Origin of the sequence: Comamonas nitrativorans (assembly GCF_042654765.1) — a bacterium.
GTDB lineage: Bacteria > Pseudomonadota > Gammaproteobacteria > Burkholderiales > Burkholderiaceae_C > Comamonas > Comamonas nitrativorans.
The window spans coordinates 35,638-51,990 of the sequence record NZ_JBHSEW010000007.1 but is presented as its reverse complement, the minus strand read 5'-3'; the positions used below and the strand labels follow the sequence as shown (position 1 = coordinate 51,990).

Below are 16,353 nucleotides of genomic sequence, written 5' to 3'. Positions count from 1 at the left end.
CGCTGCCGATCAGCCCCGACGCACCCATCGCCCACGCCATCCCCCTGCGAAGAGGGGGATGGCGCAAAAAGTTACGCCGCAGCACATTCCTGGCGCAGCAGGGCGGCGGCTTCGCGGGCGGCGACACGGCCTTCGTCGGTGGGGATGACCCAGATTTCGATGCGGCTGTCCGGGGCGTGGACGGCCCAGGCGTGCTTGCCGTCGGCTTCGCGGTTGCGTTGCGGGTCGATGCGCAGGCCCGTCCAGGCCAGGCGTTCGCACACCTGCTCGCGCAGCACGGTGTCGTTTTCGCCAATGCCGCCGCTGAAGGCGATCACGTCCAGCCCGCCCAGGCAGGCCGTCAGCGCCCCGGTTTCCCGGATCACCCGGTGGGTGAACTGGTCGATGGCGCGGATGGCATCGGGATGGCCCTTGGCCGCTGCGTCGCGCAGGGTGCGCATGTCGGCGGAAATGCCGGAGACGCCCAGCAGGCCGGACTGCTTGTAGAGCAGCTTTTCGATGCGCTTGGCATCCCAGCCCTGCTCCAGCAGATACAGCAGCACCCCGGCATCCAGGCTGCCGCTGCGCGTGCCCATCATCAGGCCATCAAGGGCGGAAAAGCCCATGGTGGTGGCGACGCTGATGCCGCCGACGGCGGCGCACAGGCTGGCGCCATTGCCCAGATGGGCCATGACCACGCGGCCCCGGCCACGAATGGTCTGCTGCTCCAGCACCGACATGATGTACTGGTAGGACAGGCCGTGAAAGCCGTAGCGGCGCACGCCTTCGTCCTGCAGGGCCTTGGGCAGGGCGAAGGCATAGTCCACCTCGGGCATGTGCGCGTGGAAGGCGGTGTCGAAGCAGGCGATCTGCGGCACCTGGGCAAACGCCTGGCGGAACTGGCGGATGCCTTCCAGGTTGTGCGGCTGGTGCAGCGGCGCCAGGGAGTTGAAGCGCTCCAGTTGCGCCAGCACAGCGTCCGTCACCGCGACGCTGGCGCTGAAGACGCCGCCGCCATGCACCACGCGGTGGGCGACGGCATCCAGCCCCTGCGCCTCGGCCAGCTCCTGCACCAGGGTGCGCAGGCGGGCCAGTGCGACTTGAAAAGGTGCTTTTCCCGCAGGGACGGTCAGCGTTTCCTCGTGTTTTTGGCCCTGGTGCTTCCAACCCAGGCAGGGCTGGCCGCCGGGTTCGAGCCCCTGGAAGTTGCCCGATACCGTATGCGGTAGCACCTGCCCGCCTTCCAGGGGGTGCAAGGAAAATTTCAGTGAGGACGAGCCTGCATTCACCGCCAGAATTGCCATCGCTGTTGCTCCTTGCCGTTAGCCTTGTTTCCAGGCATTGGCCTGGTTCTTGCGCCGCTGGTCGTGCGCGGCCAGCACGGCCAGCACAGTGGACGCTACCCGGGCCATCGGGCCATCGGCACGGCTGGTCAGGGCGATCGGCACGCGGGCGCCCAGCACCAGCCCCGAGCCGTTGGCCCCGGCCAGGTATTCGAGCTGCTTGGCGATCATGTTGCCGCTTTCCAGGTCGGGCGCGGCCAGGATGTCCGCCTGCCCGGCCACTTGCGAGACGATGCCCTTGATGCGCACCGCGTCGGGCGAGATGGCGTTGTCGAAGGCCAGCGGGCCGTCCAGCAGGCCGCCGGTGATCTGGCCCCGGTCGGCCATCTTGCACAGGGCGGCGGCGTCCAGCGTCGAAGGCAGGCCGGGCGAGACGGTTTCCACCGCCGAGAGCAGGGCCACCTTGGGCTGCTCCACCCCCATGACGTGCAGGAAGTCGATGGCGTTCTGGATGATGTCCGCCTTTTCCAGCAGCGTGGGCTTGATGTTGATGGCCGCATCGGTAATCACCAGCGGCTTGTTGTACAGCGGCACGTCGAAGCGGAAGACGTGCGACAGGCGCCGCCCGGTGCGCAGTGCGGGCTGGGCCAGCACGGCCTTGAGCAGCTCGTCGGTGTGCAGGCTGCCCTTCATCAGGATTTCGACTTCCTTGCGGGCGGCCATGGCGGCGGCCAGCTCGGCGGCGGCGTGGCTGTGCTCCACCGAGATGATTTCCGCGCCCTGTAGGTTGATGCCCGCTTCTTCGGCCACGCGGCGGATGCGCCCTTCGGGGCCGATCAGCACGGGCTGGATCAGGCCATGGTTGGCGGCGTCCATGGCGCCGGAGAGCGAGCCGGCATCGCAGGGATGCACCACCGCGCAGCGCACGATTTCCAGGGCCTGCACCTTGTCGAGCAGGGCGTTGAAGCGTGCCTCGGGGTCGAACAGCTGGATGTTGGGTGCCTGCACGCGCTGCACGCGCACCTTCTGCGTGGGCGGCATCAGGTTGGCCTCGCCCTTGAGCACCACTTCGCCCTGCTGGTTGGTGACCTGGCAGTCGAGCTTGATGCGTTTTTTCTCGTCGTTCTTTTCCTTCACCGTGGCCAGTACGGTCAGCGTGTCGCCGATGCGCACGGGCTTGGTGAACTTCAGCTCCTGGCCCAGGTAAATCGTGCCGGGGCCGGGGAACTGGGTGCCGAACAGGGCCGAAATCAGCGCTGCGCCCAGCATGCCGTGGGCGATCACGCCGTGGAACATGGTGGCGTCGGCGTATTCCGGGTTCAGGTGGGCGGGGTTGATGTCGCCGGAGACGGCGGCAAACGCCTGGATGTCCTGCAGCGTGACGGTGCGCACCAGGCGGGCGCTCTGGCCGACGGACAGTTCATCGTAGGTGACGTTTTCCATCCACAGGCCGTCGTTGGCGGTGTTTTCAGTATTCATGGGAAGGCTTCCTTGGGGTGGGAACAAGGGGCTGCGCAGCAGCCCCGCCGGGGCAGTCGTGGCGCTGCCGTCAGTCCATGGCGTGGACGCCGGCGTCCACGTAAATCGTCTGGCCGCTCATGCCGCTGGCGGCGTCCATGCACAGGAAGGCGCTCAATTGCGCGATTTCTTCCAGCGTGACCAGGCGCTGCAGCGGCGCCTTGGCCTGGGCCGTGGCCATGAGCTGGTCGAACTCGGCAATGCCCGAGGCGGCGCGGGTCAGGATGGGGCCGGGGGAGACGGCATGCACGCGGATGTTCTTCGGGCCCAGCTCCATGGACATGTAGCGCACCAGCGATTCCAGCGCGGCCTTCACCGGGCCCATGACGCCGTAGTTGGGCACCACTTCGCCCGAACCCAGGTAGGTCATCGACAACATGCTGCCGCCGGCCGTCATGTGCGGGGCGCACAGCTTGGCGGCTTCGGCGAAGCTGTGGCAGGAGACGCTCATGGCGCGGGCGAAGCCCTCGCGCGAGCTGTCCACCACGTCGCCGTGCAGGTCTTCCAGCGGCGCCCAGGCGATGGAGTGGATCAGGAAGTCGATCTGGCCGAACTTGTCCACCGCATGGGCCACGACGGCTTCCAGCTCGCCGGGCTGCTCGACGTCGCAGTTGAGCAGGTCGGCCCCCACCTTGTCGGTGAGCGGCTGGACGTATTTGCGGGCCTTGTCGTTCAGGCAGGTGGCCACGACCTCGGCGCCCAGGGTACGGAACAGCTCGGTGCAGCCCCAGGCAATGGAACGGTCGTTGGCTACGCCCAGGATGAGGCCTTTTTTGCCAGCCAGGCTGAAGGGGGAAGTCGCAGTCATCAATACTCCTTGGTGATGAATTCCGGTTGTCAATCCACCGATTTTCTTGCCGGACGTGCCGGGCAGGTCTTGCTGGAAACCGGGATGAAACGCTGAACCTGAGAAGAAATAAATCGGGAAAGGTTACTTCATTAACAAAATGAAGCAAAACAGCGGATTTTCAGTAGAAACCCTAGGTATCACAAGTCTTTTCAACAAACCTGTAGTTTCACTCAAGTTTAAGTGGCGCAGGCGTCCCGGACGGCCAGCGAAATTGACTAGGATGCGCGTTTGTTCAACCTCTTGCAGGAACCCCTATGCAAATTCAAACCGTAGGCATCATCGGCGCTGGCACCATGGGCAACGGCATCGCCCAGGCGTGCGCCACCTCGGGCCTCGACGTGGTGATGGTCGATATCTCCGACGCTGCCGTGCAAAAAGGCGTGGCCACCGTGGCCGGCAGCCTCGACCGCCTGATCAAGAAAGAAAAAATCACCGTGGCCGACAAGGAGGCCGCCCTGGCCCGCATCCAGACCTCGACCGACTACACGGCGCTGAAAGCGGCCCAGATCATCATCGAGGCGGCCACCGAGAACGAGGCGCTGAAGGTCAAAATCCTGCAGGAAGCCGATGCCCTGGCCGCGCCCGAGGCGATCATTGCCTCGAACACTTCGTCCATCTCCATCACCAAGCTGGCCGCCGCCACGGGCCGCGCCGACCGGTTCATCGGCATGCACTTCTTCAACCCCGTGCCGATGATGGCGCTGGTGGAGGTGATCCGTGGCCTGCAGACCTCCGACGCCACCCACGCTGCCGTGCAGGATCTGGCCGAGCGCCTGGGCAAGACGCCGATCACGGTGAAGAACGCCCCGGGCTTCGTCGTCAATCGCGTGCTGATCCCGATGATCAACGAAGCCTTCTTCGTACTGGCCGAAGGGCTGGCCACCGCCGAGGACATCGACGCCGGCATGAAGCTGGGCTGCAACCACCCCATCGGCCCGCTGGCCCTGGCCGACATGGTGGGCCTGGACGTGTGCCTGGCGGTGATGAACGTCTTCCTCGACCAGTTCGGCGACAGCAAATACCGCCCCTGCCCGCTGCTCAAGGAATACGTGGCGGCAGGCCGCCTGGGCCGCAAGACCGGCCAGGGGGTCTACAGCTACTGATGGGCGCAGCCCTGGGGTAGTGCAAACCGGGCCTGGCCCGGTTTTTTTTCGCGGACTCTTTGAATAAAAGGAGCTGCTTGCGCTGATAGATAAACAAGATCAATATCTTTTATATTTGAAATCGTTTATTTATCATCGGAAGCAGCTCTCTTTTTTTCATATTTTTCGATTCCTGCCGAAAACCGGCGGCATCCCCGGGCCGATTGTCGCCGTCAGTCCTCTGGCGCTTCCGGCGCCGGCGGCATGGGCAGCTTCCCGGGCTGGATGGCGGTCAGGTCGGCAGCGGCCAGCCCCGCCAGCAGCGCCTGTCCGTCGGCCAGCACGCGGAACTCGCCAAACCGCGCGGCGGCCAGGGGGCGGCCTTGCCCTTCGGGGAAGAAGAAGGCATCCGTCACCACCACCCAGCGTCCTTTGAGCCGTTTCAGCGGCAGCAGCACGGTGCCTGCCTGCGGTGTTTCGCCGGGCCGGGCCAGGCGCTCGATCTGCGCCACGCCCCGGTCGTCGAGCCGGGCCACGGCCAGCACCCGGTGCTGCCAGGGTTGCTGCGCCTGCAGCGTGTCCAGCGCCTCGGCAACGGCTGCCGGGTAGGCAAAGCGCAGCGCCATGTAGTCGCCCTGCATGAGCGAGCGCGGGTCTTGCGGTTGCAGGGGCAGGTAGATTTTCTGCCCCTGCGCCAGCACTGCTTCCTTGCGCTGCACGTCCCACTGCACCAGGCCCAGCGCCAGCACGCCTGCCACGGCCAGCACCAGGGTGATCGGCCAGGGCGTGCGCACGGGCGCAGACGTGGCCTGCGCCGGTGACGTGCGTGGGCCGCGCAGCCACCACAGCATCGGCACCATGGCGGCGCCGACGATGCCCAGGGCCGCTGCCTTGTCCTGCAAGGGCCATTGCAGGGCGTAATAAAAATTGCCCAACTCCATCAGCGCCACCGCCAGCGCCAGCCAGAACAGCCGCCAGCGGTTTGTTCCGGCGGCAAAGCTGGCCAGCACGACGATCACCCCCATCGACGGCACCCCAAGGCAGGCGACCAGGGCTGCGGCGTACACCAGCCACAGCACGCCCCGGCGCGGCCAGCGTTGCAGCAGCCACCCGGCGCTGACCAGCACGGCCCCGGCTTGCAGCGCGTTCTGCCAATGCCAGGCCCACAGCAGTGCCTGCCCGGCCTGCGGGTCGTCCGCCGAGCCTCGCGCACCCAGCAGCACGTACCGCAGGACGATTTGCAGGGCCAATGCCAGCAGCAGCCCCACGGCAGCGCTTTCCAGCAAATCACGCAGCTTGGCGGCCCAGGGCCGGGTCAGCCAACGGCCTTCGCAATGCGCCCACACGGCCCACGCGCCCGCCAGCAGCAGGGTGTGGCGCGGCCAGCTTTCCCATAGGGAAAAGATGGCTCCAAGGTATGGCTGCCCTGCGCCCTGCGCAGCGGCCCAGGGGGGTAGGAACAGGAATGTCCAACTAGCCAGCACCCCCAGCAGGCGGCGCAGCCATGCCTGGGGCACGATCCAGGCCAGAGCGGCCTGGAAGGCCAGCAGGCTGGCCGTGACCGTGCCCAGCGTTTCGGAGCGGAAATCCTGCACGAAGGCCCACAGCCACAGCGCTTGGGCGGCCAGCAGCAGGCTAAAACCCAGTTGCTCGGCAAACAGAGCCTGGCTGCTGCGCAGCAGCCAGATGGCCGCTGCCGCCAGCACCAGACTGGTCAGCAGGGCGCCGCTGAAAGAGGACAGCGCGTTCCCCAGCGTCATGGCCAGCAGGCCCAGAAACGGCCATAGCACCAGTTGGGCGCCAAAAAAACTCAGTGCCAGGACGATCCATGACGGCGCGGGCGGCGTGGCAGGCGGCAGGGCATCGGTGGGCAGCAAGCCTTCGGCCTGGGCGCGGGGCCACCATGCGGGGGCGGGGGGCTGCGTTGTCGTCGTCATTGTGCGGACTCCTTTTGCAGGCGGTAAAGCCAGTGGGCGCTGCCGCCGACGCTCAGGGCAATCATCAGGGTCATCAAGGCCAGCCCGCCTTCCGTGTAACCGATGCGCAGGTGTTCAAACATGCCATGCCCCAGCCCGACCAGCCACAGCACGTTGGCGGCGATCAGGCCCAACCCCAGCACGGCCAGATGGCGTGTGCGCCAGGCGTGCGCCAGCAGGCAGGCCACTGCCAGGCAGGCCAGCAGGTACAGCGGCCATTGGTTTTGCAGCACCAGGGACTGCACGCCCAGCGCCGTCCAGGCGGCCAGCGCCAACCCGGCGCCCATCGGGCCGCTGAGGGTGGGCCGGGCCACGGCGGCCCAGCCCAGGCGGGGCAGCAGCACGGGCACCAGCCAGACCGGCAGCCAGAGCAGCAGGTGCAGGACGCGCCGCAGCGTGCCGCCCTGCCAGAGCAGATCCCATGCCGTGGTGCCCAGCCCGATCCAGAAGCCCAGCCCGGCCCCGACGATCAGCAGCCACAGCGCCCACAGCCCATCGCTGCGGGCCACGATCGTCCACGGCAGCGCCAGGGCGGCCCAGAGGGCGAACAACTGCCAGGCATCGGCCCCGGTCTGGTAGGTCTGCCCCACAAAGGCCAGCAACCCACCCAGCGCCAAAGTTGCCAGCAGCAGGGCGGTCGTGCGTACCTGCGCCAGCGTCATGGCCGCCAGCAGGGGCAGCAATACTGCCGCTTGCAACACGTGCAGCTTGAAGCTGCGTGTCTGTTCCGGCCACTGCGCGGCAATCCAGAAAATCAGGCCGCCGCCCAGCAGTAATGCGGCCACGACGACCAGACCCCGCCACAGTCTGGCGGCCCAATCCACGGGCGGTTGTTCCTGGGCGCAGGCGGCCAATTGCCGGGCCTGCACGGGCGAGAGCTGAAAGTGGCGCACCAGTGCGTACAGGTCTATGGAGGGCATGGGATGGTTCCTTTTCATCGGCAATTGCCAAATGCCTGGCATTCCGGCACCAGATTGCCCTGTGCATCACGCCATTGCAGGGGCGTCGCAGCCGGGGAGGGCGCAGGAGGTGTCGCGGTGTTGTCCGGTGCAACGGGTGCCGTGTGGGCTGGGCGGGGGCGATCGGGGTCGTGCAGCACGGTGGAGCCGCCCACCCCAGCGCCGACCCGCGCCCGGCCCACCGAGGTCGAAGTGCCGACGCCGGCACTGCCTGTCACCTGGCCGCGCTGGTTCACACCGACCCCCACCCCCACTGGCCCCGCTCCGACGGCGGCCCCGGCGGAAACGCCACCCGAGCCGATGCCGACCCCGACATTCACCGGCCCGACAGGCACCCCGACCCCAACATGGGCCCCCGTATGGGAGCAGCCCATAAACAGCAACGCCACCGCAATGGTGGCGCAGCCCTGGAAAAATTTTGCTTGCGTCATGGCGGCATTGTGCAATGCACGCCATGTGCGGAGATAACGGTTACCGATTAAAACGTTTCCCAGTCGTCCTCGCCGGTGCTGGACGCGGCGGGTTTGGCCGCTGGCAGTTTCGGGGCCGCCGAAGGCTTGGCCGTTGGGGGCGTTGGCGCAGCCGCAGCCGGTTTGAGGGCCGGTTTGGCGGTTGGCGCAGGCGTGCGCTTGGCCGGTGCCGGAGTGGCTGCGGTAGAGGCACGCGGTGCAGGCGTTGGGGCTGGTGCCGGTGCCGGGCGTTTTACGCCGGTGCTGGGGCCTGTACCGACATTGAAGACCGATACCACCTGGGCCAGCCGCTGGGCCTGCTCGCTCATGGAGCCGGCGGCGGCGCTGGCCTCTTCCACCAGGGCGGCGTTCTGCTGGGTCATCTGGTCGAGGTTGGCCACTGCCTGATTGACCTGACCGATACCGTCGCGCTGTTCGGTGCTGGAGGCGGTGATCTCGCCGATCAGGTCGCTGACGCGGCGCACGCTGGAGACGATGTCCTGCATGCTTTTGCCCGCCTGCTCGACCTGGCTGCTGCCCGCTTCCACGTTTTCCACGCTGGTGGTAATCAAGCCTTTGATCTCTTTGGCAGCTTCGGCGCTGCGCTGCGCCAGGCTGCGCACTTCGCCGGCCACCACGGCAAAGCCCCGGCCCTGCTCGCCGGCGCGGGCGGCCTCGACGGCGGCGTTCAGCGCCAGGATGTTGGTCTGGAAGGCGATGCCGTCGATCACGCCGATGATGTCGTTGATCTTGCGGCTGGAGTCGGTGATGCTTTGCATGCTGTGCACCACCTGATCGACCACCGCACCGCCTTGTTCTGCGGCCTGGGCTGCCGTTGCGGCCAGCTGGTTGGCCTGGCGGGCCGTATCGGCGCTTTGCGTGACGGTGGCGGTCAGCTCTTCCATGCTGGCAGCAGTTTCTTCCAGGTTGGCAGCGGTTTGTTCCGTGCGGGCCGACAGGTCGTGGTTGCCGGTGGCAATCTGGTGGGCTGCCGAAGAAACCGAGTCCACCCCGGAGCGTACTTCGCTGACCACCTCGCGCAGTCGTGCCGCCATGGCATCGAGGCTGCGCAGCAGGTGGCCCAGTTCGTCGCGGCGGTCGTCTTTCGCATGCACGGTCAGATCGCCCTCGGCGATGGCATCGGCCAAGCCCACGGCCCGGGTCAAAGGCTGGGTAATGGAGCGCACCAGCCAGGCGGACAGGAAGAGCGCCAGCAGTACCACCAGCGCCACGATGGCGCTGCCGACCAGCAGGGCCTGCCGGCTCAGTGCGGCGGCGGTTTGCCTGACGGTGTCGCGCCGCGTCTCCTGCCACTGTACGAATTTGTCCAGTTCCTGGACGTATTGGTCGATTTGCGGGCGCAAAGTGCTGTCGACCAGGGCGGCAGCGCCGTCCAGGTCGCCTTGTTTGCGCAGTTCATTGGCTTGCCGGATGGTGCCCAGGGCCGTTTGCCGAACGGCCGCAATGGTTTTGAACTGGGCATGTCCTTGTGGCGTGTTGAGCAGCGATTCGACCTGGCGCTGCACCTCGGTAATGGCAGCCGTGCCGGTACTCGATTCCCGCTCCATGCGCTCGGCCAGTGTCTGGTCGGTGGTGCCCATCTGCACGACGGCGCGGTGGGCATCCAGCGCCACCATGCCGCGCCAGCGGATGGAGAGGGCGGTGCGGTTCTGCACGCGCTCCAGATCCTGGGCCGCTTCCTCGTTGAGATTTTGCAAATACAGAAGCAGTCCGCCCAGCACTGCCACCATTGCCACAATCAGCCCCAATACCAGGGCCCACAGCTTGCGCCCTACGGATAAATGTTTGAAGTTCATATAGAAATTGATTTTCAAGACGGGCGTTTACGCCACTACGATTAAAACAGTGCGATTTTCCAAAGCCCGGTGGGCGTTTATTGAAGGCACTGTGCTTATTCCACCGGGGTCTGGGGGTACTCTGGCCGAATCTTGCTTTTTATTTTATTGCGCCCCTCTCCAGAAATCTTCTGGTGCATATTCGGGTTTTCTTATCTGGCCGACATGAATGAGAAATACTGTCATGCTTGCACGATGCCTCTCGCTTACCACCGTCCGGACTTACATTGCCATTCCCGTTATTCCGATGGGACGCTTTCTCCCGCCGATCTGGCCCGGCAAGCCCATGCCCAGGGCGTCGATCTGTGGGCTTTGACCGATCATGACACGCTCGCCGGGCAAACAGAAGCCCGGGCAAGCACTGAAGCGCTGGGCCTGGCCTGGGTCAGCGGCGTGGAGGTTTCGGCAGGCTTTCTGGGCCAGACCATCCATGTCGTGGGGCTGGGCGTCGATGTCCGGCACCCGGGTCTGGAGCAACTGCTGGCGGCCAACCGTGCTAGTCGCATCCCTCGCGCCCAGGCCATGGCGGCGGGCCTGACCGCCCAAGGGATTCCGAACGCTTACGCCGGGGCGCTGCATTACGCGCAAGACCCGGCCCAGCTTTCGCGCACTCACTTTGCCCGCTACCTGGTCGAGATAGGCCGGTGCCGCAGCGTGGCCGAAGTATTCCGCCGCTACCTGACCCCGGGCAAACCGGGGTATGCGCCGCACCAGTGGGCCAGTCTGTCCGCGTGCGTGGGGCAGATTCGCGCAGCCGGCGGGGTGGCCGTGCTGGCGCATCCGGCCCGCTACAAGCTACCGGCGCTGCAGGTGCAATTGCTGTTCGATACCTTTGCCGAACACGGCGGGCAGAGCATCGAGGTGGTCACCAGCGCCCACACTCCCGCCCAAGTCCAGCAATACGCCGCCGTGGCCCGTGAGCGCGGCTGGGTGGCGTCCTGCGGCAGCGATTTTCACAGCCCGCAGGAGTCCCGCTGCCTGCTGGGGGCGCTGGCGCTGCTGCCTGGCCGGTTGCGGCCCGTCTGGGATTTGCTGGGGGAGCGTATCCATTAGCGCTCTGTTGGTGGCAGGCAAACGCCAAGTCCACGACAATCGAGCGTTTGGCGGTCATGCTTGCCGCCCAGGACTGTGCCATGGCCCAATACTTCGAGATTCACCCTGACAACCCCCAGCCGCGCCTGCTCAAGCAGGCGGCGCTTCTGCTGCAGAAAGGCGGTGTACTGGCGATCCCCACCGATTCCAGCTATGCCCTGGTCTGCCAGTTGGACGACCGCGATGCCGTGGAGCGCCTGCGGCGCATCCGGGGCGTGAACGACAAGCACCACCTGACGCTGCTGTGCCGCGACCTGTCGGAGCTGGCCAGCTACGCCACGGTCGATAACCGGCAGTTTCGCCTGATGAAGCTGGGCACCCCCGGCCCCTATACCTTCATCCTGGATGCGACGCGCGAAGTGCCCCGGCGGGTGAGCCACCCTTCGCGCAAGACCATTGGTCTGCGCGTGCCCGATCGCAAGGGCACGCAGATGCTGCTGGAGCTGCTGGGAGCGCCTTTGCTGGCCACGACGCTGATCCTGCCGGGCGAGGAGATGCCGCTGAACGACCCGCAGGAAATCCGCGAGCGGCTGGAACACCAGGTCGATGGCGTGATCGACGCCGGCGCCTGCCCGCTGGAGCCGACGACGGTGCTGGACCTGACCGCCATGGTCGGCAATGCCGCCCCCCTGGTGGTGCGCCAGGGCCAGGGCAGCCTGGCCGCGCTGGGCCTGTAGCAGGTATTGCCCCCGTGCTGCCGCCTGGCCTGGCCAGCAGCAGATTTTCCTTTTAAAAACCGGTATTTGCGTGCCGGCTCTGAGAGAATGCAGCCCCTGTGGATATTGCACATTTAATACAAACCGTTTTGATTTATGCCCTGCCGGTGCTGTTTTCCATCACCGTGCACGAGGCCGCCCATGGCTATGCCGCCCGCTACTTTGGCGACCATACGGCCAGCATGCTGGGGCGCATCACGCTCAACCCGCTCAAGCACATCGACCCGGTGGGCACCATCCTGATTCCGGCGCTGCTGTACTTTTCCACCTCGGGGGCGTTCCTGTTCGGCTATGCCAAGCCGGTGCCGGTGAATTTCAACAACCTGCGCCACCCCAAGCGCGACATGATCTGGGTGGCCCTGGCCGGGCCGGCAGCCAATCTGCTGCAGGCGCTGCTGTGGCTGGCGCTGCTGATCGTGCTGATCGGCAGTGGTGTGGAAGAGCGCTTTTTCCTGCAAATGGCCAAAGGCGGCGTGCTGGTGAATCTGGTGATGTGGGCGTTCAACCTGTTTCCGCTGCCGCCGCTGGATGGCGGGCGCATTCTGGTCGGGCTGCTGCCGCCGCGCAGTGCGATGGCGGTTTCGCGTGTCGAACCGTACGGCTTTTTCATCGTCATGGCGTTGGTGCTGTCCGGTATCGTCGGCACCTACTGGCTGCGCCCCTTGATGGCCTATAGCAACCAGGCGTTGATCTGGGTGCTGCAACCTTTGATGTTTCTGTTCGATTGATCTATGACTACCTCCCGTCCCATCCGCTTTCTTACCGGCATTACGCCGTCGGGCACCCCGCACCTGGGCAACTATGCGGGCATGATGCGCCCGGCCATTGCGGCCACCCACACTGCCGGGGTGGAGAATTTTTATTTCCTGGCCGATTACCACGCCCTGATCAAGACGCAGGATCCGGCCCGTATCCACCGCTGCACGCTGGAGATCGCCGCCAGCTGGCTGGCCTGCGGCCTCGACCCGGACAAAGTCACCTTCTACCGCCAGTCGGACATTCCCGAGATTGCCGAGCTGAACTGGTTCCTCACCTGCGTGACCGGCAAGGGCCTGCTCAACCGCGCCCATGCCTACAAGGCCGCGCAGGACAAGAACCAGGAAGCCGGCCGCGACCTGGACGATGGCGTGAACGCCGGCCTGTTCATGTACCCGGTGCTGATGGCGGCCGACATCCTGATTTTCAATGCGCACAAGGTTCCGGTCGGGCGCGATCAGGTGCAGCACCTGGAAATGGCCCGTGACATCGCTTCCAGCTTCAACCACTTGTATGGCGAGCATTTCACCCTGCCCGAAGTGGTGATCGAAGAACAGGTGGCCACGCTGGCGGGCCTGGATGGCCGCAAGATGAGCAAGAGCTACGACAACACCATCCCGCTGTTCGCCGCGCCGGCGCAGTTGAAGAAACTGATTGCCTCCATCGTCACCGACTCCCGTGCCCCGGGGGAACCCAAGGAGGTCGAAGGCTCGGCGCTGTTCCAGCTCTACCAGGCCTTTGCCACGCCCGAGGAGGTGGCCGCCATGCGCCAGGCGTATGCCGATGGCATCGCCTGGGGGGAGGCCAAGGAGCGCCTGCTGGCCTGTATCGACCGCGAGATCGCCCCCATGCGGGCACGCTACGACGACTTCATGGCGCACCCGGAAAAGGTCGAGGCCATCCTGCAAGCCGGTGCGCACAAGGCCCGCGCCCTGGCGGTGCCGTTCGTGCAGCGCCTGCGCGGCGCCGTCGGCCTGCGCAGTCTGGCCGAGCAAAGCACCGGCGCCCATTCGGCCAAGGCCGTGAAAACGGCCCTGCCCGGTTTCAAGCAATACCGCGAGGCCGATGGCAAGTTCTATTTCAAGCTGGTCGATGCGCAGGGCAGACTGCTGCTGCAAAGCCGGGGGCTGGACGCGCCGCGCCAGGCCGGCCAATGTATCGCCCGGTTGCAGCAGGAGGGCGCCAGCGCCCTGGCGGCCCTGGCCGCTCAGTTGCAGCCGCTGGAGGATGAAGCCCTGGTGCATGCCGCCCTGGCCCAGCTGCAGGCGGCGGCACAGTAATTGCGATAGAGAAGATCAACAAAAAAACAGCACAGCAAGGAGAGATGCGATGCGCATAGCCATTTTGGAGGACGACCCGCAGCAATTGCAGATGATGGAGCAGGTGGTACTCGGCATGGGCCACACCTGTCAGGGCTACCCCACTGGCGCCCAGCTCGTCAAGGAGCTGCGCCGGGAAAGCTTTGACCTGCTGGTGCTGGACTGGGAGCTGCCGGATACCAGCGGCCCGGAAGTTGCGGCCTGGACCCGTCAGGAGCTGGGCAGCGAACTGCCGATCATCATCGTCACGCTGCGCAGCGAGGAGGCCGACATCGTGCAGGGCCTGCAAAGCGGCGCCGACGACTTCATGACCAAGCCCCTGCGCGTGGCCGAGTTCAAGGCCCGCCTCCAGGCCCTGCTGCGCCGCGCCCACCCGGCCAGTACGGAGGAGGTACAGCAATTCGGCCCCTACCGCTTTGACCGCAGCAGCTTGAGCGTGCAGTTCGGCGCAGCCACGGTCAGCCTCACGCACCGGGAATTTGCCCTGGGGCTGCTGTTGTTCCAGAACCCGGGGCGGCTCATGTCGCGCGACTACCTGCGCGAAGCCGTCTGGGGGCAGAACGCCGAAGTGCTTTCGCGCACCCTGGACACGCACATCTCCCGCCTGCGCCAGCAATTGCAACTGCGCCCCGGCAGCCAGTACGCCATCATGGCCGTGTATGGCCTGGGCTACCGGCTCGATGTTCAGGCAGAAGGAGGGCCGTCATGCTGATCGTGCGTTGGACCGGGCTGGGCCTGGCGGCGGCGCTGGTCAGCCTGCCCGCACTGGCGCAAACCGCCGCATCGGCAGCCCGACTGCCCACGGTGCAGCACCGCATCCAGGCAGGCGACACGCTGGAGCAGCTGGCCCGCCGCTACCTGGGCGACACCACCCAGTGGCAGGCGCTGCAGCAGCACAACGGCAACATCGACCCCTATCGCCTGCCGCCGGGGCAATTGCTGGAGATTCCCCTGAACCTGCTGCGGGCGGCCACGGCCAGCGTGGACTATGTGCAGGGCACGGCCAACCTGCACCGCAGCGGCGAGGCGGCGCAGCCGGTGCAGCGCGGCCAGCCATTGCGTGAAGGCGATGCGCTGGCGCTCGACCCCGAGGCCTTCGTTGCCGTGCGCCTGGCCGACGGCTCGACCGTGCGCGTGCAGGCCAACAGCCAGATCACCCTGCAGCAACTGCGCCGCCGGGGCCGCGCCGGCAGCCTGCAGTCGGTGCTGGAATTGCAGCAGGGCGGGGTGGAGGTGGCCGTTCCCGGTCGGCCAGACGCCACCCGCCAGCTCGAAGTGCATACCCCCGTGGCTGCCACCAGCGTGCGTGGCACCCGCTTCGACGTGCAGGTGACGGACAGCGGCGGCAGCAGCGCCGCCGTCGAACAGGGCCGCGTTGCCCTGCAAGGGCAGACCGATACCGCCGCCACCGTGCTGCGCCCGGGCCTGGGCGCAGCCGTGGGGCAGGACGGGCACGCCACGGCGCCCGTCCGGCTGCTGCCTGCCCTGAACCCCGGCGATTTGCCCGCGACGGCCAGCGATGCCCAGTGGCTGGATCTGCCGCTGCCCGCGCTGGAAGGCGCCAGCGCCTACCAGGTGCAGGTGGCCGCCGACCCGGCGGGCCAGCAGGTGCTGCGCAATGGCCGCTTTGCCACGCCGCAGGTGCGTTTTGCCAGCCTGGACGATGGCGATTACTGGCTGCAGGTGCGGGGGCTGGACGCCCACGGCATCCGCGGTCAGGCGGCCCAGGCGCCGCTGCGCATCAAGGCCCACCCGGTGGCTCCGCTGGCGTCCCACCCGGCGCCGCAGGCCATTGCCGCCCAGGGGGCCACGCAACTGGCCTGCACGCCGGTGGACGAGGCGCAGGCCTACGTGCTGCAAGTCGCAGCGCTGGGGCCGGCACCGGCAGAAGGGGCGGCCCCGCCTGCCAGCGTGGCGGATGCCGAGGCTGCCGCGCTGTTTGCCGCCCCCGTGGCCCAGGCCGTGGACGTGGCCGACTGCGCCCTGGACCTGGCCCCGCTGCCGCCGGGCGCCTATGCCTGGCGCACGGCCAGCGTGCGCTGGGTCGGCGGCGTGCGCGACCAGGGTCCCTTTGGCGTCGTGCAGACCTTTGCCCTGCAGCCGCCGCCCGCGCTGCCGCAGGAGGTGCAGGTGCAAAGCCACCAGGGGCACACCACCATCTTCTGGGCCGGTGGCCCCGGCCAGCGCTACCGCCTGCAGGCCCTGGCCACCCCGGATGCGGCAGAGCCGCAACTGGACCTGTGGCTGGACACGCCGCAGTGGACGGTGTCCGGCCTGCCCACCGGCACCTGGCACGTGCGCCTGCAGGTACAGGACGGCAACGGCCTGCTCAGCCGCTTCTCGCCCACCCGCAGCGTGCAGATGCTGCCCCTGGTGCAGGATGGCTCGGGCAACACGGTCGGGACGGGGAGTGGCCTGGGCTTGCTGCATTAAAAGATAGCTGTTCCCGCTTTATTTATCTATATTTCAGATATAAAAATAATTGAAATACCTATAAATAAAGCGCAAGCAGCTCCTG

Annotated in this window: 14 protein-coding genes; 7 read left to right on the top strand and 7 right to left on the bottom strand. The window is 66.5% G+C overall.

Going from position 1 to position 16,353, the window contains the following annotated elements; all coding sequences use genetic code 11:
* Positions 1-71: 71 nt before the first annotated feature.
* From ACFO3A_RS09080 to fabI, 3 genes are all read right to left on the bottom strand, one after another.
* Positions 72-1,283 (bottom strand): acetate/propionate family kinase, encoded by a 1,212-nt coding sequence (locus ACFO3A_RS09080; protein ID WP_377725816.1) that lies wholly within the window; start codon positions 1,281-1,283, stop codon positions 72-74.
* Between the two features lie 18 nt (positions 1,284-1,301).
* Positions 1,302-2,741 carry a bifunctional enoyl-CoA hydratase/phosphate acetyltransferase gene (locus tag ACFO3A_RS09075; protein ID WP_377725815.1) on the bottom strand — a complete coding sequence of 480 codons (1,440 nt, stop codon included), beginning with the start codon at positions 2,739-2,741 and terminating at the stop codon, positions 1,302-1,304.
* 70 nt (positions 2,742-2,811) lie between these two features.
* Complete coding sequence (gene fabI, locus ACFO3A_RS09070; RefSeq protein WP_377725813.1) at positions 2,812-3,588, bottom strand: enoyl-ACP reductase FabI; 777 nt, start codon at positions 3,586-3,588, stop codon at positions 2,812-2,814.
* Positions 3,589-3,884: 296 nt separating this feature from the next.
* Here fabI and ACFO3A_RS09065 point away from each other — a divergent pair, with 296 nt between their 5' ends.
* Positions 3,885-4,733, top strand: a complete 849-nt coding sequence (locus ACFO3A_RS09065; RefSeq protein WP_377725811.1) for a 3-hydroxybutyryl-CoA dehydrogenase — start codon at positions 3,885-3,887, stop codon at positions 4,731-4,733.
* A 212-nt stretch (positions 4,734-4,945) separates the two neighbouring features.
* Here ACFO3A_RS09065 and ACFO3A_RS09060 read toward each other — a convergent pair whose 3' ends face one another.
* The 4 genes from ACFO3A_RS09060 to ACFO3A_RS09045 all read right to left on the bottom strand — a co-directional run bounded on the left by ACFO3A_RS09060 (position 4,946) and on the right by ACFO3A_RS09045 (position 9,913).
* Positions 4,946-6,649: a GDYXXLXY domain-containing protein gene (locus ACFO3A_RS09060; protein WP_377725810.1), complete on the bottom strand. Its 1,704-nt coding sequence runs from the start codon at positions 6,647-6,649 to the stop codon at positions 4,946-4,948.
* Positions 6,646-7,608 carry a DUF2157 domain-containing protein gene (locus ACFO3A_RS09055; RefSeq protein WP_377725809.1) on the bottom strand — a complete coding sequence of 321 codons (963 nt, stop codon included), beginning with the start codon at positions 7,606-7,608 and terminating at the stop codon, positions 6,646-6,648. The genes ACFO3A_RS09060 and ACFO3A_RS09055 overlap by 4 nt, the downstream gene beginning before the upstream one ends.
* Positions 7,609-7,622: 14 nt before the next feature.
* On the bottom strand, positions 7,623-8,021 hold the full coding sequence (locus ACFO3A_RS09050; protein WP_377725962.1) for a hypothetical protein: 399 nt from the start codon (positions 8,019-8,021) through the stop codon (positions 7,623-7,625).
* Between the two features lie 104 nt (positions 8,022-8,125).
* A complete protein-coding gene (locus tag ACFO3A_RS09045) occupies positions 8,126-9,913 on the bottom strand; it encodes a methyl-accepting chemotaxis protein (protein WP_377725807.1) in 1,788 nt (595 codons plus the stop codon).
* A gap of 234 nt (positions 9,914-10,147) precedes the next feature.
* On the opposite strand from ACFO3A_RS09045, the gene ACFO3A_RS09040 reads away from it, so the two are divergent.
* The 6 genes from ACFO3A_RS09040 (at position 10,148) to ACFO3A_RS09015 (ending at position 16,268) form a co-directional block, all read left to right on the top strand.
* Complete coding sequence (locus tag ACFO3A_RS09040) at positions 10,148-11,005, top strand: PHP domain-containing protein (RefSeq protein ID WP_377725806.1); 858 nt, start codon at positions 10,148-10,150, stop codon at positions 11,003-11,005.
* A gap of 80 nt (positions 11,006-11,085) precedes the next feature.
* Complete coding sequence (locus ACFO3A_RS09035) at positions 11,086-11,721, top strand: L-threonylcarbamoyladenylate synthase (protein WP_377725960.1); 636 nt, start codon at positions 11,086-11,088, stop codon at positions 11,719-11,721.
* A gap of 98 nt (positions 11,722-11,819) precedes the next feature.
* Positions 11,820-12,488 carry a site-2 protease family protein gene (locus ACFO3A_RS09030; RefSeq protein WP_377725805.1) on the top strand — a complete coding sequence of 223 codons (669 nt, stop codon included), beginning with the start codon at positions 11,820-11,822 and terminating at the stop codon, positions 12,486-12,488.
* Between the two features lie 3 nt (positions 12,489-12,491).
* Positions 12,492-13,796 carry a tryptophan--tRNA ligase gene (locus tag ACFO3A_RS09025; RefSeq protein ID WP_377725804.1) on the top strand — a complete coding sequence of 435 codons (1,305 nt, stop codon included), beginning with the start codon at positions 12,492-12,494 and terminating at the stop codon, positions 13,794-13,796.
* 49 nt (positions 13,797-13,845) lie between these two features.
* Entirely contained in the window at positions 13,846-14,547 is a 702-nt protein-coding gene (locus tag ACFO3A_RS09020) for a response regulator transcription factor (RefSeq protein WP_377725803.1), read from the top strand.
* Complete coding sequence (locus ACFO3A_RS09015; RefSeq protein ID WP_377725802.1) at positions 14,541-16,268, top strand: FecR family protein; 1,728 nt, start codon at positions 14,541-14,543, stop codon at positions 16,266-16,268. Before ACFO3A_RS09020 ends, ACFO3A_RS09015 begins: the two co-directional genes overlap by 7 nt.
* Positions 16,269-16,353 lie beyond the last annotated feature (85 nt).